This window comes from Streptomyces sp. NPDC002520 (assembly GCF_053595235.1).
In genome coordinates, this window is sequence record NZ_JBSFXG010000003.1 from 295,559 (window position 1) to 311,865 (window position 16,307).

Sequence of the window (16,307 nt, forward strand, 5' to 3'; positions counted from 1 at the left end):
CGATTCACGTTGAGGCCCCGGGCCGCCGTCGGCCGCGGCCCATCGGAGCGGAGGAACCGCAGGCCGGAATGGACCGAGGGCGCGCATATCGGAGTATGCTCGGGTCATGGCGGACACGACACGGATCACGGTGACGCTGCCGACCGAGCAGGTCGCCGAACTGAGGAAGCTCACCGACAACGTCTCCGGTTATGTGGCCGAGGCGGTGGCGCGTCAGCTGCGGCACCAGCTGCTCGGTGCCGACCTGCAGCGCCACCAGGAGGAGCACGGGGCGTTCACCGAGGAGGAGCTGGCAGAGGCTCGCTCCAGGATTCTCGGGACACCGGGCGCGGGCGGGTCGGCGAGTGCGGCGTGAACGAGCACGTCGAGACCGTCGTTCTTGACTCCCAGGGGGTCTCCGCCTGGATTGCCCAGGACCGCAAGATCCTCGCGATGTTCCAGGTGTTTCATGCCGTGGGTGCCGATTTCGTCATCGGAGCCAACACCATTGTGGAAGTCAGCCATGCGCGGGTGAACATGCCCCGGCTGGGGTGGGTGCTGTCCCGCGTCAAGGTCGAGCCGGTGACCGAGAGCGCAGCGAAAGCGTCCGCGGAACTGCTCAAGGCCACAGGTCTGCATGGCCACAAGTACGCGATCGACGCGACTGTCGCCGAGATGGCAATGCGCCAGCCCGGGCCGGTGGCCATACTGACGTCCGACCCTGACGACATGGCCCGGCTGTGCGGTGACCGAGTCCGGCTCATCGGCATTTGAGTACGGAAGTGCCGTTGCCACCACCTGCACAAAGCGAATTCCCCGGCCAGAACGGTCTCGGCGAGCTCAGGCAGGGCGGCGCGCACGGTGGTGGCGTAGTGGCGGCGCAGGGACGGGGCGATACGGCGGCGGCGTTCGCGCAGCATGGTGAGGGGTTCGGCGGCTGCTTGCTGGTAGGCGGACCGCAGGTGGGCGGCGGCCCGGCGGGCGGCCTCGGCCTGCTGGGCGTGCTGACGCTGGTCGCAGAGCCCGGCTGGGACGCCTTGGCCGCCCCCCTCGCCGACGCCACACAGGCAGGCCACAACGCGCAGGCTCTCCTCACTGAGGCCGCCACAAGCAGGGAACTGGACACCGCCGACTCCATCAGCGGTGTCCTCGTCTGGCGCCTGGTACGAGCCGCTGGCGAGGACCGAGCATCCACACCGCGCGGGCGCTGATCTCGAAGGCGCCGCGCAGCAGCGAGTACTGCCCGTGGGTGTGCAGCGTGATCGACACCGAGTTGTCCTGCGGGTCACCCGCGAAGGTCGAGCGGAAGCAGTGGAGGTGGTCGACGGCCACGCTCCGGGCGTTCCAGACATTGTGGGACAGCTGGTAGGGGTCGGTCTTGGCGTCGTCCCAGGCCAGGGCGCTTCCGGGCTGGACATGCCACTGCTTGGAGTCGGACTGGGTGAGGCTCTCGTACGGCCGGGCGCTGTCCAGCAGCGCCAGTATCCGTCTGAGGTATTGGTCTTCCTCAGTGGTCTTTGTCACGGCTTGTGTGCATGGATGAAGGTCGCGCCGATGCACGACATGTACGTATGCCGCCGAATCGCCAACGCCGGAGAATGCCCTGATCTACGTTTCTCGGCCGGTCTCTGGGCGCCCCGAGTCCTCGGCCGTTCCGGCACCAGCAGTGGCCGACCCCGAGTACGACCTTTCGCAGGCGCGCCGAGGGGCACCGTAGGCTCTGGGGCATGAGTCTGCGTCTGAGCACCGTGATCCTCCCGTACCGCCGCTGGCACGAGGGGGCCCGCGCCGCATGGCAGCGTGCGGAGGAGCTCGGGTTCCACGCCGCCTACACCTACGACCACCTGTCCTGGCGCGTCCCGTTCCGCGACGGGCCCTGGTTCGGCGCGATACCGACACTCACCGCCGCCGCGGGCGTCACCGAGCAGATGCGCTTGGGCACCCTCGTCACGTCGCCTAATTTCAGGCACCCGGTGACTCTGGCCAAGGAACTGATCTCACTGGACGACATTTCCGGCGGCCGGATCACGCTGGGCATCGGCGCGGGCGGCAACGGCTTCGACGCCACCGTGCTCGGTCAGGAGCCCTGGACCCCGCGCGAGCGTGCCGACCGGTTCGCGGAGTTCGTCCCGCTGCTCGACCGACTGCTGACCGAGGACGGCAGGAACGGTGTCTCCCACGTCGGCGACTTCTACGCGGCACATGAGGCGCGCAACATCCCCGGCTGCGTGCAGCGCCCACGGCTGCCCTTCGCCGTCGCCGCCACCGGCCCGCGCGGGCTGCGGCTCGCCGCGCGCCACGGCAAGGCGTGGGTGACCACGGGTGACCCCAAGCTGTACGAGACGGGTACGCCTGAGCAGTCCCGCCAGGCACTGCGTGACCAGGTTGAGAAGCTGGGAAAGGCGTGCGCGGACATCGGCCGCGACGCCGACGCCATGGACAAGATCCTGCTGACTGGTTTCACGCCGGACCGTGGCCGTCCCCTGGAGTCCCTCAACGCCTTCGTCGACTTCGCCGCCAGGCACAGGGAACTTGGCTTTACCGAGATTGTCATCCACTGGCCGATCCCGGGTTCGGACTTCGCCGCCGACATGGACGCCTTCGAGCGCATTGCCACCGAGGCGCTCGCGCAGCTGGGCTGACGGCCCCTATCCGGCCGGCACGCTGGTCGAGACGCCGGTCGACAGGCTGTGCGGTCGGCGCTGTCCGCCGACAAGCGGCAGAGGGCCGTGGGGGAATCTATTTCGCCAGGTCACGCTGCGACAGGCGAAAAAGGCTTGACTGAGGTGATACGAAAACGGTCACTTTGCGCACCGGAACGACCACGGGACGGGTCGGAGCCGAGGGCCGGGGCCCGTGCGAGGGGCGGCGATCCCCGGCGGCAGGGATCAGCGCGGGCCGGGGAAGCGCAGGTAGCGGGGCGGTACGGCCCGGGTCAGCCAGACGTCGTTCGCGCTGACGTGGAAGACATGGCCGTCGCGGTGCATGGCCCCCGCGTCCACGACGAGGACGACGGGGCGGCCGCGCCGGGCGCCGACCCGGGTCGCGGTCTCGCGGTCCGCCGACAGGTGTACGTCGTGCCTGCTCATGGGCCTGAGCCCCGCGGCGCGGATCGCGTCCAGGCTGCGGGCGACGGTGCCGTGGTAGAGGTACGGCGGCGGGGTGGCGGGGGGCAGGCCGAGGTCGACCTCGATGCTGTGGCCCTGGCTGGCGCGGATCCTCGTGCCCTCGACCGCGAAGCGCTTCTTGTCGTTGACGGCCACCACGTGGTCGAGCTCCTCGCGCGTGAACCGGAATCCGTGGGCGGCCGCCGCGGCGATCAGGGTGCCGATCTCGACCCAGCCGGCCTCGTCGAGCGTGAGGCCGATGCGTTCGGGCTGGTGGCGCAGGTGCTTCGACAGGTACTTCGACACCTTCACGGTGCGCCTGTCGTCCATCTCTCCTTCTTTTCCTTCTGTCACATCACCAGAGTGCAGGAGAGATGCGGATCACGCAGATTATTTGTGAATCCATGTTTGATCCACAACCAAGTGCTGTTATCCACAGGGTATTTGGCGAAGGTGTGGACAACGGGCCGATGATTTGGGGTAGTTCATCAACTTCGCCGGGAAATGGGGGTGATGGGGCCCTGATGGATCCTGATCTCCCAACACGGCCGTAACCAACGGGAGATGGCGGTCTCGCGTCAGGGCGGGTCGGGGCCGTCTGCCCCGCCACCGCCCCAACTCCCCTCACAGCTTCGGTTCCACCCGGGCGATCCCCCTCAACACCCCCGGCATGAAGCGGGACATGAAGTGGGCGCCGCGGGCTTCCGGGGTCACCGGTGCCACCGCGACATTGCGGACGACCGCGTCGAGAATGGCGTCGGCGACCTTCTCCGGAGGGTAGTTGCGCAGACCGTAGAGGCGCGCGGATCGCTTCTGGCGGCGGCGTTCCTCCTCCTCGTCCACGCCGGTGAAGCCGGCCGTCGAGGTGATGTTGGTGTTGACGAACCCGGGGCAGACGGCCGTCACCCCGATGTCCTGGGAAGCCAGTTCGGCGCGCAGACACTCGGAGAGCATCAGGACCGCCGCCTTGGAGGTGCTGTAGGCGGGCAGCGCGCGGGAGGGCTGATAGGCAGCCGCCGACGCGATGTTGACGATGTGGCCGCCCTGGCCGCGCTCGGCCATGCGCGCACCGAAGAGACGGCAACCGTGGATGACGCCCCACAGGTTGACGTCCAGGACCTTGCGCCAGTCGTCGGTGGTGGTGGTGAAGAAGGAACCGGACAGGCCGATACCCGCGTTGTTGACCAGTACGTCCACCACACCGTGGTCGCGGTGGACCTTCTCGGCGAGCTTCTCCATGGCCTGCTCGTCGGAGACGTCGGCCGTCTCCGCCCAGGCCCCGCCGGCGCCGACCAGGCGGGCCAACTCGGCGGTGCGAGCGGCGGCTTCCGCGTCGCGGTCGACGGCCACCACGCGCGCGCCGGCCTCCGCGAAGGCGAACGCCGTCGCCCGGCCGATACCGCTGCCCGCGCCGGTGACGAGCACCAACTGCCCGCCGAAACGGTCGGCATGGCGGCCGGTGGCCTTCACCTCGGTGCGGCCTCCCTCGACAGTGGTCACGAACTCATCGATCCAGTCGGCCAGTTGGTCGGGGCGCGTGCGCGGGATCCAGTGCTTGGCCGGAAGCGTGCGCCGGGTGAGTTGCGGAACCCACTGGTCCAGGTCGTCGTAGAGCCGCTCCGACAGGAACGCGTCCCCCTCGGGCGTGATGAGCTGCACGGGCGCGTGTGCGTGCGCGTCCGGGCGCGGATGGAGCAGCCGGGCGCGGACGTTGTCCCGGTACAGCCAGGCGCCGTGCGCCGCGTCGGTGGGGAGCGAGGGGGTCGGGTAGTCGTCGGCGGGGACCTTCTCGATCCGCTGGAGGATCTTCGGCCAGCGCTTGCCGAGCGGGCCGCGCCAGGCCAGCTCCGGCAGGGCGGGGGTGTGCAGGAAGTACACGTACCAGGACTTGGCGCCCTGACCGAGGAGCTGTCCCACGCGGCGAGGCGTCGGACGCTTCACGCGCGCGTTGATCCAGTGCCCGAAGTGGTCGAGGGACGGGCCGGACATCGAGGTGAAGGACGCGATGCGGCCCTCCGTGCGGCCGGCCGTCGCGAACTCCCAGGACTGCACCGAGCCCCAGTCGTGCCCGACGAGGTGCACCGGACGGTCCGGGCTGACCGCGTCGACGACGGCCAGGAAGTCGTCCGTGAGCTTGGCGAGGGTGAAGCCGCCGCGCAACGGCTTCGGCGCGGAGGAGCGGCCGTGGCCCCGGACGTCGTAGAGGACGACGTGGAAGCGGTCGGCCAGCCGCGCCGCGACCTTCGACCAGACCTCCTTGCTGTCCGGGTAGCCGTGCACCAGCACCACCGTCGGCTGCTCGGGATCGCCCAACTCGGCCACGCACAGCTCGATCCCGCCGGTCCGCACCCAGCGCTCACGCGCGCCCTTCAGCATCGAAGGTGTCGTCACTTCTCCTCCGCCCAGCGCCGCACGTGCGGCAGATCGTCGTCCAGCCAGAAGGCGCCTTCCTCGGGGTCCCGGGAGTCGGTGACCACCAGGATCTCCTCGAACTTCGCGCCCGTACCCCGGAAGCCGAGGTGGGGTTCGACCGCCCACAGGCCCGGCTGCGGCGGGTGGTCGGAGAAGCGGTACGGCGACCACAGGGGCGACCAGCCCTCGCGGTGGCCGTGCAGCGCGTCGCTCGCCAGCCCCTTGAGGGACTGGGTGCCGAACCCGAACAGGTGCGGCGAGAAGCGCCGCTGCTTCACCCGGTCCACCTTGTGGGCGATCACGCCGAAGGGGTAGGCCCGGTGCCGGTTGGCGTAGCCCTGGCGGACCATGAGGTGGTCCACGTCCTCGTAGATCTCGCGCAGCGGGCGCCGCTCGCGCACCTCGCGCAGGATCAGCTCGCGGTGCGCCTCCAGGTCGGTCATCAGCCGGTCCTGCATGGGGTTGAGGCCGAGCGAGCCCGAATAGCCGATGTCGGCCGTGCAGCCCTCGAAGACCGGGGCCACGTCCAGGATGAACGGCATCCCGGGCTCCAGGACGCGGTCGGTCGGGAAGAACTGCAGCGGGATGCGGAAGTTCACGAACGCCGTGCGGTCGCCGAACCAGGCGAAGGGGAGGTGGAAGAAGTCCCGCACCCCGCGCTCGCGCAGCCACTCGCGCTGCATCCGGGCGGCCTCACGCTCGGTCACGCCCGGCTCCAGGCGTGCCGCCACCGCTTCCGCGCACTCGTAGGCGAGGCGCTGCACCCGCCTGAACCCTTCCAGCTCCGCGGAGAGTTCGCTCTTCACTGCCGTCGTCATCCCGCCCCGTCCCGTCGACTGCGGTACGCGTCCGTAACTTGACACTGGTGAATGTCGCAGTTGTTAGAGTCGGCGTCAATAGGCGGGATCAAGGGCTGTGGACAACGCCTCGGCGCGACGGCCCGCCGGGCGTCCCCTAGGGCCCCGGGGAGGAGCCCGTAATACTCGAGGCTGACGCAGAGACGGCTCTGAGGTCTGACGACCGGCGTGCTCATGTTCACTACCTTCGAATGCGTGACTGTGATCGCGACCGAAAGCCTGAGCAAGCGGTTCCCCCGGGTGACCGCGCTCGACCGGCTGTCCGTGGACATCGGACCCGGTGTGACCGGACTCGTCGGAGCCAACGGCGCCGGCAAATCCACCCTGATCAAGATCCTGCTGGGTCTGTCCCCCGCCACGGAGGGCCGCGCCGAGGTGCTCGGCCTCGACGTCACCGCCAAGGGTGCCGCCATCCGCGAGCGCGTGGGCTACATGCCGGAGCACGACTGCCTGCCGCCCGACGTCTCGGCCACCGAGTTCGTCGTCCACATGGCGCGCATGTCCGGCCTGCCGCCCACCGCCGCGCGCGAGCGCACCGCGGACACCCTGCGCCATGTCGGCCTGTACGAGGAGCGCTACCGCCCTATCGGCGGCTACTCCACCGGCATGAAGCAGCGCGTGAAGCTCGCCCAGGCGCTGGTGCACGATCCGCAGCTGGTGTTCCTGGACGAGCCGACCAACGGCCTCGACCCGGTCGGCCGCGACGAGATGCTCGGCCTGATCCGCCGTATCCACTCCGACTTCGGCATCTCGGTCCTGGTCACCTCCCACCTGCTGGGCGAACTCGAGCGCACCTGCGACCACGTCGTCGTCATCGACGGCGGCAAGCTGCTGCGCTCCAGCTCCACCACGGACTTCACCCAGACCACGACCACCCTCGCGATCGAGGTCACCGACACCGACGAGCACCCCGACGGCACCGGCGCCGTCCGCGAGGCGCTCCACGCGCGCGGGGTGAGCGTCGAGGCCGGCAGCGGTCTGCCGGGCGCCGGCCACATCCTGCTGCTGACCGCACAGGGCGAGGAGACGTACGACCTGGTGCGCGACGTCGTCGCCGACCTGGGGCTCGGCCTGGTGCGCATGGAGCAGCGCCGGCACCACATCTCGGAGGTCTTCACGAGCGAGGAAGAGCAGCGGAAGGAGGCGGTCGGCCATGGCCGTTGAGCAGCCCATGCGGACATCTGCCACTGTCGCGCCCGCGGGTGACCAGACCCGCATCCACGACATCGGGTACCGCAACTACGACGGCCCCCGCCTCGGCCGTTCCTACGCCACGCGCTCCCTCTACTCGCAGTCCCTGCGCGGCTCCTACGGCCTCGGCCGCTCGGTCAAGTCCAAGGTGCTGCCGATGCTGCTGTTCGTGGTGATGTGCGTGCCGGCCGCCATCATGGTCGCCGTCGCGGTCGCCACGAAGGCGAAGGACCTGCCCGTCGACTACACCCGCTACGCGATCATCATGCAGGCCGTCATCAGCCTGTACGTCGCCTCGCAGGCCCCGCAGTCCGTCTCGCGCGACCTGCGCTTCAAGACCGTGCCGCTGTACTTCTCGCGGCCGATCGAGACCGCCGACTACGTGCGCGCGAAGTACGCGGCCCTGGCCTCCGCGCTGTTCGTCCTCACCGCGGCCCCGCTGCTGGTGCTCTACGTCGGCGCGCTGCTGGCCAAACTCGACTTCGCCGACCAGACCAAGGGATTCGCCCAGGGAATCGTCTCGGTGGTACTGCTCTCGCTGCTCTTCGCCGGCATCGGCCTGGTCATCGCCGCGGTCACCCCGCGGCGCGGCTTCGGCATCGCGGCCGTCATCGCCGTCATGACGATCTCCTACGGCGCGGTCTCCACGCTCCAGGCCATCGCCGACACGCACGGCAGCACGACCGCCGTGCCCTGGATCGGCCTGTTCTCGCCGGTCACGCTGATCGACGGGGTCCAGGCCGCGTTCCTCGGCGCGACCTCCGCGTTCCCCGGCGGGATCGGCCCCTCGAAGGGGGAGGGCGCGGTCTACGTCCTCGTCGTCCTCGTCCTCGTCGCCGGCAGCTACGGCCTCCTGCTGCGCCGCTACAAGAGGGTGGGCCTGTGACCACGCCCAGCCCGTCGCCCGCCACCACCCTTCCAAGGAATGGGCCGCGCCCATGAGCACTCTCACCATCGACCACGTCTCCCGCTGGTTCGGCAACGTGGTCGCCGTCAACGACATCACCATGACCATCGGCCCCGGCGTCACCGGCCTGCTCGGCCCCAACGGTGCCGGGAAGTCCACCCTCATCAACATGATGGGCGGCTTCCTCGCCCCCTCCACCGGCACCGTCACCCTCGACGGACAGCCGGTGTGGCGCAACGAGTCGATCTACCGGCAGATCGGCCTCGTCCCCGAGCGCGAGGCGATGTACGACTTCCTCACCGGACGCGAATTCGTCGTCGCCAACGCCGAGTTGCACGGTCTGGGCGACAAGGCGGCCCAGCGGGCCCTGGCCACGGTCGAGATGGAGTACGCGCAGGACCGCAAGATCGCGACGTACTCCAAGGGCATGCGCCAGCGAGTGAAGATGGCGTCCGCGCTGGTCCACGACCCGTCCCTGCTGCTGCTCGACGAGCCTTTCAACGGCATGGACCCGCGCCAGCGCATGCAGCTCATGGACCTGCTGCGGCGCATGGGCGACGAGGGGCGCACGGTGCTGTTCTCGTCCCACATCCTCGAAGAAGTCGAGCAGCTCGCCTGGCACATCGAGGTCGTCGTCGCCGGCCGGCACGCGGCCAGCGGCGACTTCCGCAAGATCCGCCGTCTGATGACCGACCGGCCGCACCGCTACCTGGTCCGCTCCAGCGACGACCGCGCGCTCGCGGCCGCGCTGATCGCCGACCCCTCGACGTCCGGCATCGAGGTCGACCACGCCGAGGGCGCGCTGCGCATCCAGGCCGTCGACTTCGGCCGCTTCACGGCCCTGCTGCCCAAGGTCGCCCGCGACCACGGCATCCGGCTGCTGACGGTCTCGCCGTCCGACGAGTCCCTCGAGTCCGTGTTCTCGTACCTGGTCGCGGCGTAGGAGGCCGAAGATGTACGACCCCACAGTCGCCCGGCTCACCTATCGGGCCCTGCTCGGCCGTCGCCGGGCCCTCATCCTGGGCGCCCTGCCCCTCCTGCTGATCGCGATCTCCGTCGTCGTGCGCGGCCTGGCCGGCGCCGACGACCAGACGGCCGCCGACCTGCTGGGCGGGCTCGCGCTCGCCACGATGGTGCCGATCATCGGCGTCATCGCGGGCACGGGCGCGATCGGCCCGGAGATCGACGACGGCTCCGTCGTCTACCTGCTGTCCAAGCCGTTGAAGCGGCCGACGATCATCTTCACCAAGCTGATCGTGGCCATCGCCGTGACGATGGTGTTCTCGGCCCTGCCGACGCTCATCGCGGGCTTCATCCTCAACGGCAACGGACAGCAGATCGCCGTCGCCTACACCGTGGCCGCACTGGTCGCCTCGATCGCCTACGCGGCGATGTTCCTGCTGCTCGGCACGGTGTCCCGGCACGCGGTGGTGTTCGGTCTCGTCTACGCCCTCGTCTGGGAGGCCCTGTTCGGCTCCCTGGTGTCCGGCGCCCGCACCCTGAGCGTCCAGCAGTGGTCGCTCGCCGTCGCCCACAAGGTGGCCGGCGGGGACCTGGTGACCTCGGACGTCGGCCTGCCCACGGCGACGGTACTGCTGGTCGTGGTCACCGTGCTCGCCACCTGGTACGCCGGCCAGAAGCTGAGGTCGCTCACGCTCGCCGGCGAGGAGTGACCGTACCGGTCTTGACGGGGGCTTCACCCCGGTCCGGGCACACTGGGCAAAACGGATGTACGGCGAGGAGGCCGGCAGATGGCAGAGGAGATCCCGCGGCACGACGCCTCCGGGCGGACCGGCGACGACCTCTGGGACGAACTGGTCCTGGACGAGGCCTTCGCGCGGTCCGCCGAGACCTCCGAACCGTCCGCGCGGGCCCGGATGCTCGCGGCCCGCTGGCGCGCCGAGGAACCGGAGCCTCAGCCCTGGCGCTCCGACGAGCCGCCGGCGGGCTGGTTCTTCAGCAGGGCGCGTCGGCGCAGGTGGCGCCGCCGATAGGGCGGTGGTGCGCACCGGTTAATTCGGTGGCGCCCAACTCGGCGGCGAGGCAGAGTGGTTGTGCCCCATCCGCCGGGAGTGTCCCGGCGCCACGTTCTGGGAGAGGAGCAGGGCGATGTCCATGCACGGCAGTACGCCCGGCTCCCGACAGGGCAGTCCGAGGCCGGCTCCGGAGTAGCCATTACCGCTCCGCAGAGCCACGGGAACTGCCCGGGGCGGCCACTTCGAGCACGCGATGTCGCTCTCGCGTGGGCCGCCCACCCGGAGGATTGGCCGAGTGGTAAGGCACTGGCTTGCTAAGCCATGGTCGGGGGTCACCCCGCGCACGTTCGATCCGTGCATCCTCCGCGAGACGTTGTCACTGGGACTTGGCTGGGATTCAGGGCTGGGGGTACGGGCAAGAGGAGCCCTGCGGAAGGGGCGCCCACCGAGGCCGAAGCCGGTTCCTCACACGCCCCGTTCGTCCGCGATCCGGTCCAGTTCCCGCATCGCTTCCGCGTGGGCGCTCATACGGCGGCTCACCGTGCCCGTGGTGAACAGGGCGACGCCGGCGACCGAGACCGGGATCGAGAGGCCGAGGACGGCGAGGGCCTCGGGCCAGTCGCGTTCGTCGCCGCAGTAGTCGCCCCGCCGGGCACCCTCGTTGGCCGTGCCGCGATCCGTCAGCAGGCGGGACTCGCAGTGCTCGGGGTACTGGTCGTCGGGGTGGCGGTCGACGTCGTACGGGGTGAGCAGAAGGACGGCGCACCAGGTCCACAGCAGGCCCGCCACGGCGAGCAGGGCGATGCCCCAGGTGCGTATCCGACCGGAGCGGTCGCGGAAGTCGAAGTCGTATTCGCGTGAGCGCATGGCCGCCGAATGTAGCAGCGGCGGCTCGCCCCGGGGCGCCCGGACGGGCGCCCTCAGCCCAGCAGGCGCTCCAGGACCAGCGCGATGCCGTCCTCCTCGTGAGAGGCCGTCACCTCGTCCGCGACCGCCCGCAGCTCCTCGTGGGCGTTGGCCATGGCCACGCCCCGGGACGCCCAGGCGAACATCGGGATGTCGTTGGGCATGTCGCCGAAGGCGATCGTGTCGGCGGCCTTCAGGCCCAGGCGGCGGGCCGCGATGGACAGTCCCGTGGCCTTGGAGAGGCCGAGGGGGAGCAGTTCGACGATGCCCTCGCCGGCCATGGCGACGGTGACGAAACCGCCGGCCGCCTCCCGGGCCGCCTGGGCCAGGGCGTCGTCGCTCAGCGTCGGATGCTGGATGTAGATCTTGTTCAGCGGGGCGGCCCAGAGGTCGGACGCGTCCGTGAACGGGGTGGCGGGCAGGGCGCCGGCGAGTGCGTAGCCCGGCCCCACCAGCACCTCGCCGTCCAGGCCGTCCCGGCTCGCCGCGAGGTGCAGCGGGCCCACCTCGGCCTCGATCTTCGCGAGGGCCACGCCCGCCAGCTGCCGGTCCAGGGTCACGGACGTCAGCAGCCGGTGCTGCCCGGCGTCGTACACCTGGGCGCCCTGGCCGCAGACGGCGAGACCCTCGTAGCCGAGGTCGTCGAGGACGTGCCGGGTCCAGGGGACCCCGCGGCCGGTGACGACGATGTGCGCGGCGCCCGCCGCGGTGGCCGCGGCGAGCGCATCACGGGTGCGCGGCGAGACCGACTCGTCGGAGCGCAGCAGCGTTCCGTCGAGGTCGGTCGCGATCAGCTTGTACGGGAACTCCGCGGTGGGCGGCTCGGCGATCACTTGGCGACCGGCTGCAGGACCTCGCGGCCGCCCAGGTACGGGCGCAGCACCTTGGGCACGTACACGGAGCCGTCGGCCTGCTGGTGGTTCTCCAGGATCGCCACGATCGTGCGCGGCACGGCGCACAGGGTGCCGTTGAGCGTCGCCAGCGGCTTGACCTGCTTGCCGTCGCGGACGCGGATCGACAGGCGGCGGGACTGGAACTCGGTGCAGTCCGAGGTCGAGGTCAGCTCGCGGTACTTGCCCTGGGTCGGGACCCACGCCTCGCAGTCGTACTTACGCGAGGCCGAGGAGCCGAGGTCGGCGGAGGCGACGTCGATGACGCGGAACGGCAGCTCCAGCGAGGTCAGCCACTGCTTCTCCCACTCCAGCAGGCGCTTGTGCTCCTCCTGCGAGTCCTCGGGAGCGACGTACGAGAACATCTCGACCTTGTCGAACTGGTGCACGCGGAAGATGCCGCGCGTGTCCTTGCCGTGCGAACCGGCCTCGCGGCGGAAGCACGGGGAGAAGCCGGCGTAGCGCAGCGGCAGCCGGTCGGCGTCGATGATCTCGTCCATGTGGTACGCCGCCAGCGGGACCTCGGAGGTGCCGACCAGGTACAGGTCGTCCTTGTCGAGGTGGTAGACGTCCTGGGCCGCCTGGCCGAGGAAGCCGGTGCCGGCCATGGACTGCGGGCGCACCAGCGCCGGGGTCAGCATGGGCGTGAACCCGGCCTCGGTGGCCTGCGAGATCGCCGCGTTCACCAGGGCCAGCTCCAGCAGGGCGCCGACACCGGTGAGGAAGTAGAAGCGGGAGCCGGAGACCTTGGCGCCGCGCTCGACGTCGATCGCGCCGAGGATCTGGCCGAGCTCCAGGTGGTCCTTGGGCTCGAAGCCCTCGGCGCCGAAGTCGCGGATGGTGCCGTGCGTCTCCAGCGTGACGAAGTCCTCCTCGCCGCCGACGGGCACGTCGGGGTGGACGAGGTTGCCGAGCCGGAGCAGCAGCTCATGGGTCTCGGTGTCGGCGGCGTCGCGCTCGGCGTCGGCGGCCTTGACGTCGGCCTTCAGCTGCTCGGCGCGCGCCAACAGCTCGGCCTTCTCCTCGGGGGAGGCCTTGGGGATCAGTTTGCCGAGCTGCTTCTGCTCGGCACGGAGTTCGTCGAAGCGGACGCCGGAGGACCTGCGCCGCTCGTCGGCAGACAGGAGGGCGTCGACGAGCGCGACGTCCTCTCCACGGGCGCGCTGGGACGCGCGCACACGGTCGGGGTCCTCACGGAGCAGGCGAAGGTCAATCACGAGGCCAAGGCTACCGGTGTCGGCTCGTGGGCCACGACTCACTATTGCGATGCGCACCTCACGTGGCGTCGTGCGGCAATTGCGCGGTGTGTCCCGTGAGGTCAATAAAGACCGTCTCAATACCTGGAACGGGGCAGCCGGCCGATCTCCGGTTGACCGGATTCCCTTGTGGAGGGCCACACTTGGCGGCGCCGTTGTCCACAGGAATCCACATCCCGGGAAGAGTTATCCACAGGCTGTGAGGAAAGTCTGTGGACTTCGGAATTGATCACTCCGGATGTTCCGGCCGGAGGGAGGAATTCCCGGTCCAAGCAGGGTCGACACCTACTTTCGAGGGGAAAGGCGTCGCTCCAAGAGATGAACCAAAGGAAACGAGTGGACGAAGGGTGACCTGCTGGGCGGTGGCCACATCTGGGGCTCCCTGGGCGATTTGTCGACCGGGTAACCCTCCCTTGTCGACTTGTCCCCAGGTCGAGAAGCGGACCTGTGGATAACTTCTGTGGATAACGAAGATATGCAGGTACGACTGCCGGAATCAGCTGTTCCGGCAGTCGGGCCGGGCATCTAGAACCGGCCGTCCTGGCAGCGCGCCACCCAGTCCGACGCGGCCACGAACTCCTCGTCGGAGGTGCCCGGCCGGGTGCGCGGGGCCTCGTCCGGCGTGATGTCCGCGCGCGGATAGGAGCCGAGGAAGCGCACCTGGAGGCAGATCCGCTTCAGCCCCATCAGCGCCTCGGCCACCCGCCGGTCCGAGATGTGGCCCTCGGCGTCGATGCAGAAGCAGTAGTTGCCGATGCCCTCGCCGGTCGGCCGGGACTGGAGCAGCATGAGGTTGATGCCGCGGGTGGCGAACTCGCCGAGCAGATCGCGCAGGCCGCCGGGGTGGTCGTCGTTCTGCCACAGCACCACCGAGGTCTTGTCGGCGCCGGTCGGAGCGGCGGGCCGGGCGTGGCGGCCGACCAGCACGAACCGGGTCTGCGCGTTCTCCGCGTCGTGGATCCCGGTCTCCAGGGCCTCCAGGCCGTACCGCGCGGCGGCGAACTCGCCGGCGAAGGCGGCGTCGTACTGCCCCTCCTGGACCAGTCGCGCCGCGTCCGCGTTCGAGGCGGCCGACTCCCAGTGGGCGTCCGGGAGGTTCCTCTTCAGCCAGTTGCGCACCTGCGGCTGCGCGGCCGGGTGCGCGGAGACCGTCTTGATGTCGGAGAGCTTCGTGCCCGGCCGGACCAGCAGCGCGAAGGTGATGGACAGCAGCACCTCGCGGTAGATCATCAGCGGCTCGCCCGCGACCAGCTCGTCCAGGGTGGTGGTGATGCCGCCCTCGACGGAGTTCTCGATCGGTACGAACGCGGCCTCGGCCTCGCCGGCCCGCACCGCGTCCAGTGCGGACTGCACCGACACGTAGGGGATCAGCTCCCGGGTCGCGGCCTCCGGAAGCGTGCGCAGGGCGACTTCGGTGAAGGTGCCTTCGGGACCGAGATACGCATAGCTCGCTGGCATGTCCTCACCCTAATGGCCGCGGCCGAAGGCGGCGCCCGCGTCTCATGGACACCACTCGACCGGGTGGTTTGGTTCCCGGAATCAGCCCTCCAGCAGGCGTTGTCCCACGTACTCTCCCTCGGCCGCGCCCCCGGGCACCGCGAACAGGCCGCTCGCCTCGTGCCGGATGAACCGCGACAGCGCGTCGCCCCGGTCGAGCTTGCGCTGCACCGGGACGAAGCCGCGCAGCGGGTCCGCCTGCCAGCAGACGAAGAGCAGACCGGCGTCGGGGGTGCCGTCCGGGCCGATGCCGTCGTGGTACGAGAACGGGCGCCGCAACATGGCCGCGCCGCCGTTGCGGTCCGGCCGGGTGATGCGGGCGTGGGCGTCGAGCGGGACGACGTACTCGCCCTTCGCGTCGGCCTTCTCCAGGTCCATCGGCGTCGTCTCGCCGCCTCCGGACAGTGGTGCCCCGTCGGCCTTGCGGCGCCCTATGACCGCCTCCTGGGCCGTGAGCGAGAGCTTCTCCCAGTCGTCGAGGAGCATGCGGATGCGGCGTACGACGGCGTAGGAGCCGTTCGCCATCCACGCGGGTTCCCCGGCGCCGGGCACGAAGATCCGCCGGTCGAAGTCGGCGTCGGCGGGCCTGGGGTTGCGGGTGCCGTCGATCTGGCCCATCAGGTTGCGCGCGGTCATGGGCCGCGCGGTGGCGCCCGGGGAGCGGTTGAAGCCGTTCATCTGCCAGCGGATGCGGGCCGCGCCGCCCGCCTCCTTCTGTATCGCGCGCAGGGCGTGGAAGGCGACCAGGGCGTCGTCGGCGCCGATCTGCACCCACAGGTCGCCTTCGCCGCGGGCCTTGTCGAGTTGGTCGGAGGAGAAGTCGGGCAGCGGGTCCAGCGCGGTCGGGCGTTGCTTCTCCAGGCCGGTCCGCGCGAAGAAGCTGTGGCCGAAGCCGAAGGTGACGGTCAGCGAGGACGGGCCCGCGTCCCGGGCCACGTCGGTGTCGTCGTGCGGGGCCGCCTCGCCCGCCATCAGCCGCTCGGCCGTGCTCGACCAGCGCCGCAGCAGGGCCGCCGCCTCCTTGCGGCCCGCACCCGCCACCAGGTCGAAGGCGACGAGATGGCCGCGTGCCTGGAGTCCCTCGGTGATGCCGGGCTGATGTTTCCCGTGAAACATCGCCCGCCCCGAGCCGAGCGAGGTCAGCGGGGTGGCCTGGGCGGGCGCGGCGGCGTATCCCACGGCCCCGCCCGCCGCGCCGAGCACGAGCCCGGTGGCACCGGCGGTGCCGAGCAGTGCGCGGCGGGAGACGCCTCGGCCGCCGCCGGCGTCGGGCTCCCGCACCGCGGAGTCGGGCGTACGGCGGGCCTGGGGGATGGACTGGTCGGGCAT

At 70.3% G+C, this 16,307-nt stretch carries 17 protein-coding genes, 1 tRNA gene and 1 pseudogene; 10 read left to right on the top strand and 9 right to left on the bottom strand.

Translation table 11 applies throughout. From position 1 onward, the window contains the following. Positions 1 to 106 precede the first annotated feature (106 nt). The 3 genes and pseudogenes from ACWD5D_RS07315 to ACWD5D_RS07325 form a co-directional block, all read left to right on the top strand. Entirely contained in the window at positions 107 to 355 is a 249-nt protein-coding gene (locus tag ACWD5D_RS07315) for a hypothetical protein (RefSeq protein WP_451371819.1), read from the top strand. After that, on the top strand, positions 352 to 753 hold the full coding sequence (locus tag ACWD5D_RS07320; protein ID WP_451371820.1) for a DNA-binding protein: 402 nt from the start codon (positions 352 to 354) through the stop codon (positions 751 to 753). The genes ACWD5D_RS07315 and ACWD5D_RS07320 overlap by 4 nt, the downstream gene beginning before the upstream one ends. Positions 754 to 989: 236 nt before the next feature. Then, positions 990 to 1,154 (top strand): annotated as a pseudogene (locus tag ACWD5D_RS07325) (relaxase); the annotation flags it as partial. On the opposite strand, the gene ACWD5D_RS07330 reads toward ACWD5D_RS07325, so the two are convergent. Continuing rightward, the gene (locus ACWD5D_RS07330; RefSeq protein WP_451371821.1) at positions 1,117 to 1,503 is read right to left on the bottom strand and encodes a hypothetical protein; all 387 of its coding nucleotides are present in this window, start codon (positions 1,501 to 1,503) and stop codon (positions 1,117 to 1,119) included. The pseudogene ACWD5D_RS07325 and the gene ACWD5D_RS07330 sit on opposite strands and share 38 nt — an antisense overlap. A 203-nt stretch (positions 1,504 to 1,706) precedes the next feature. Here ACWD5D_RS07330 and ACWD5D_RS07335 point away from each other — a divergent pair, with 203 nt between their 5' ends. Further along, positions 1,707 to 2,621, top strand: a complete 915-nt coding sequence (locus ACWD5D_RS07335) for an LLM class flavin-dependent oxidoreductase (protein WP_451371822.1) — start codon at positions 1,707 to 1,709, stop codon at positions 2,619 to 2,621. Between the two features lie 246 nt (positions 2,622 to 2,867). On the opposite strand, the gene ACWD5D_RS07340 is transcribed toward ACWD5D_RS07335, so the two are convergent. The 3 genes from ACWD5D_RS07340 to ACWD5D_RS07350 form a co-directional block, all read right to left on the bottom strand. Beyond that, complete coding sequence (locus ACWD5D_RS07340; protein ID WP_451371823.1) at positions 2,868 to 3,416, bottom strand: RNA 2'-phosphotransferase; 549 nt, start codon at positions 3,414 to 3,416, stop codon at positions 2,868 to 2,870. Between the two features lie 294 nt (positions 3,417 to 3,710). Then, the gene (locus ACWD5D_RS07345) at positions 3,711 to 5,462 is read right to left on the bottom strand and encodes an SDR family oxidoreductase (RefSeq protein ID WP_451371972.1); all 1,752 of its coding nucleotides are present in this window, start codon (positions 5,460 to 5,462) and stop codon (positions 3,711 to 3,713) included. 11 nt (positions 5,463 to 5,473) lie between these two features. Then, a complete protein-coding gene (locus ACWD5D_RS07350) occupies positions 5,474 to 6,316 on the bottom strand; it encodes a M24 family metallopeptidase (protein WP_451371824.1) in 843 nt (280 codons plus the stop codon). Between the two features lie 240 nt (positions 6,317 to 6,556). Between ACWD5D_RS07350 and ACWD5D_RS07355 the strand changes: the two genes are divergently transcribed. The 6 genes from ACWD5D_RS07355 (at position 6,557) to ACWD5D_RS07380 (ending at position 10,795) form a co-directional block, all read left to right on the top strand. After that, positions 6,557 to 7,519, top strand: a complete 963-nt coding sequence (locus tag ACWD5D_RS07355; protein WP_451371973.1) for an ABC transporter ATP-binding protein — start codon at positions 6,557 to 6,559, stop codon at positions 7,517 to 7,519. After that, entirely contained in the window at positions 7,509 to 8,432 is a 924-nt protein-coding gene (locus ACWD5D_RS07360) for an ABC transporter permease (protein ID WP_451371825.1), read from the top strand. Before ACWD5D_RS07355 ends, ACWD5D_RS07360 begins: the two co-directional genes overlap by 11 nt. Positions 8,433 to 8,484: 52 nt before the next feature. Further along, positions 8,485 to 9,396: an ABC transporter ATP-binding protein gene (locus tag ACWD5D_RS07365; RefSeq protein WP_451371826.1), complete on the top strand. Its 912-nt coding sequence runs from the start codon at positions 8,485 to 8,487 to the stop codon at positions 9,394 to 9,396. Positions 9,397 to 9,406: 10 nt separating this feature from the next. After that, positions 9,407 to 10,126 carry an ABC transporter permease subunit gene (locus ACWD5D_RS07370; protein WP_451371827.1) on the top strand — a complete coding sequence of 240 codons (720 nt, stop codon included), beginning with the start codon at positions 9,407 to 9,409 and terminating at the stop codon, positions 10,124 to 10,126. A 78-nt stretch (positions 10,127 to 10,204) separates the two neighbouring features. Beyond that, positions 10,205 to 10,447: an SGM_3592 family protein gene (locus ACWD5D_RS07375; protein ID WP_451371828.1), complete on the top strand. Its 243-nt coding sequence runs from the start codon at positions 10,205 to 10,207 to the stop codon at positions 10,445 to 10,447. Between the two features lie 263 nt (positions 10,448 to 10,710). Beyond that, positions 10,711 to 10,795 (top strand) — tRNA-Ser (locus ACWD5D_RS07380). Between the two features lie 99 nt (positions 10,796 to 10,894). On the opposite strand, the gene ACWD5D_RS07385 is transcribed toward ACWD5D_RS07380, so the two are convergent. The 5 genes from ACWD5D_RS07385 to efeB all read right to left on the bottom strand — a co-directional run bounded on the left by ACWD5D_RS07385 (position 10,895) and on the right by efeB (position 16,307). Continuing rightward, positions 10,895 to 11,296 carry a hypothetical protein gene (locus ACWD5D_RS07385; protein ID WP_451371829.1) on the bottom strand — a complete coding sequence of 134 codons (402 nt, stop codon included), beginning with the start codon at positions 11,294 to 11,296 and terminating at the stop codon, positions 10,895 to 10,897. Positions 11,297 to 11,349: 53 nt separating this feature from the next. Further along, on the bottom strand, positions 11,350 to 12,168 hold the full coding sequence (locus ACWD5D_RS07390) for an HAD family hydrolase (RefSeq protein WP_451371830.1): 819 nt from the start codon (positions 12,166 to 12,168) through the stop codon (positions 11,350 to 11,352). Then, positions 12,165 to 13,442, bottom strand: coding sequence for a serine--tRNA ligase (gene serS / locus ACWD5D_RS07395; protein ID WP_451371831.1), 1,278 nt, complete (start codon positions 13,440 to 13,442; stop codon positions 12,165 to 12,167). Before serS ends, ACWD5D_RS07390 begins: the two co-directional genes overlap by 4 nt. Positions 13,443 to 14,006: 564 nt before the next feature. Continuing rightward, positions 14,007 to 14,939: a prephenate dehydratase gene (gene pheA / locus ACWD5D_RS07400; protein ID WP_451371832.1), complete on the bottom strand. Its 933-nt coding sequence runs from the start codon at positions 14,937 to 14,939 to the stop codon at positions 14,007 to 14,009. Between the two features lie 81 nt (positions 14,940 to 15,020). Then, a complete protein-coding gene (gene efeB, locus ACWD5D_RS07405; RefSeq protein WP_451371833.1) occupies positions 15,021 to 16,307 on the bottom strand; it encodes an iron uptake transporter deferrochelatase/peroxidase subunit in 1,287 nt (428 codons plus the stop codon).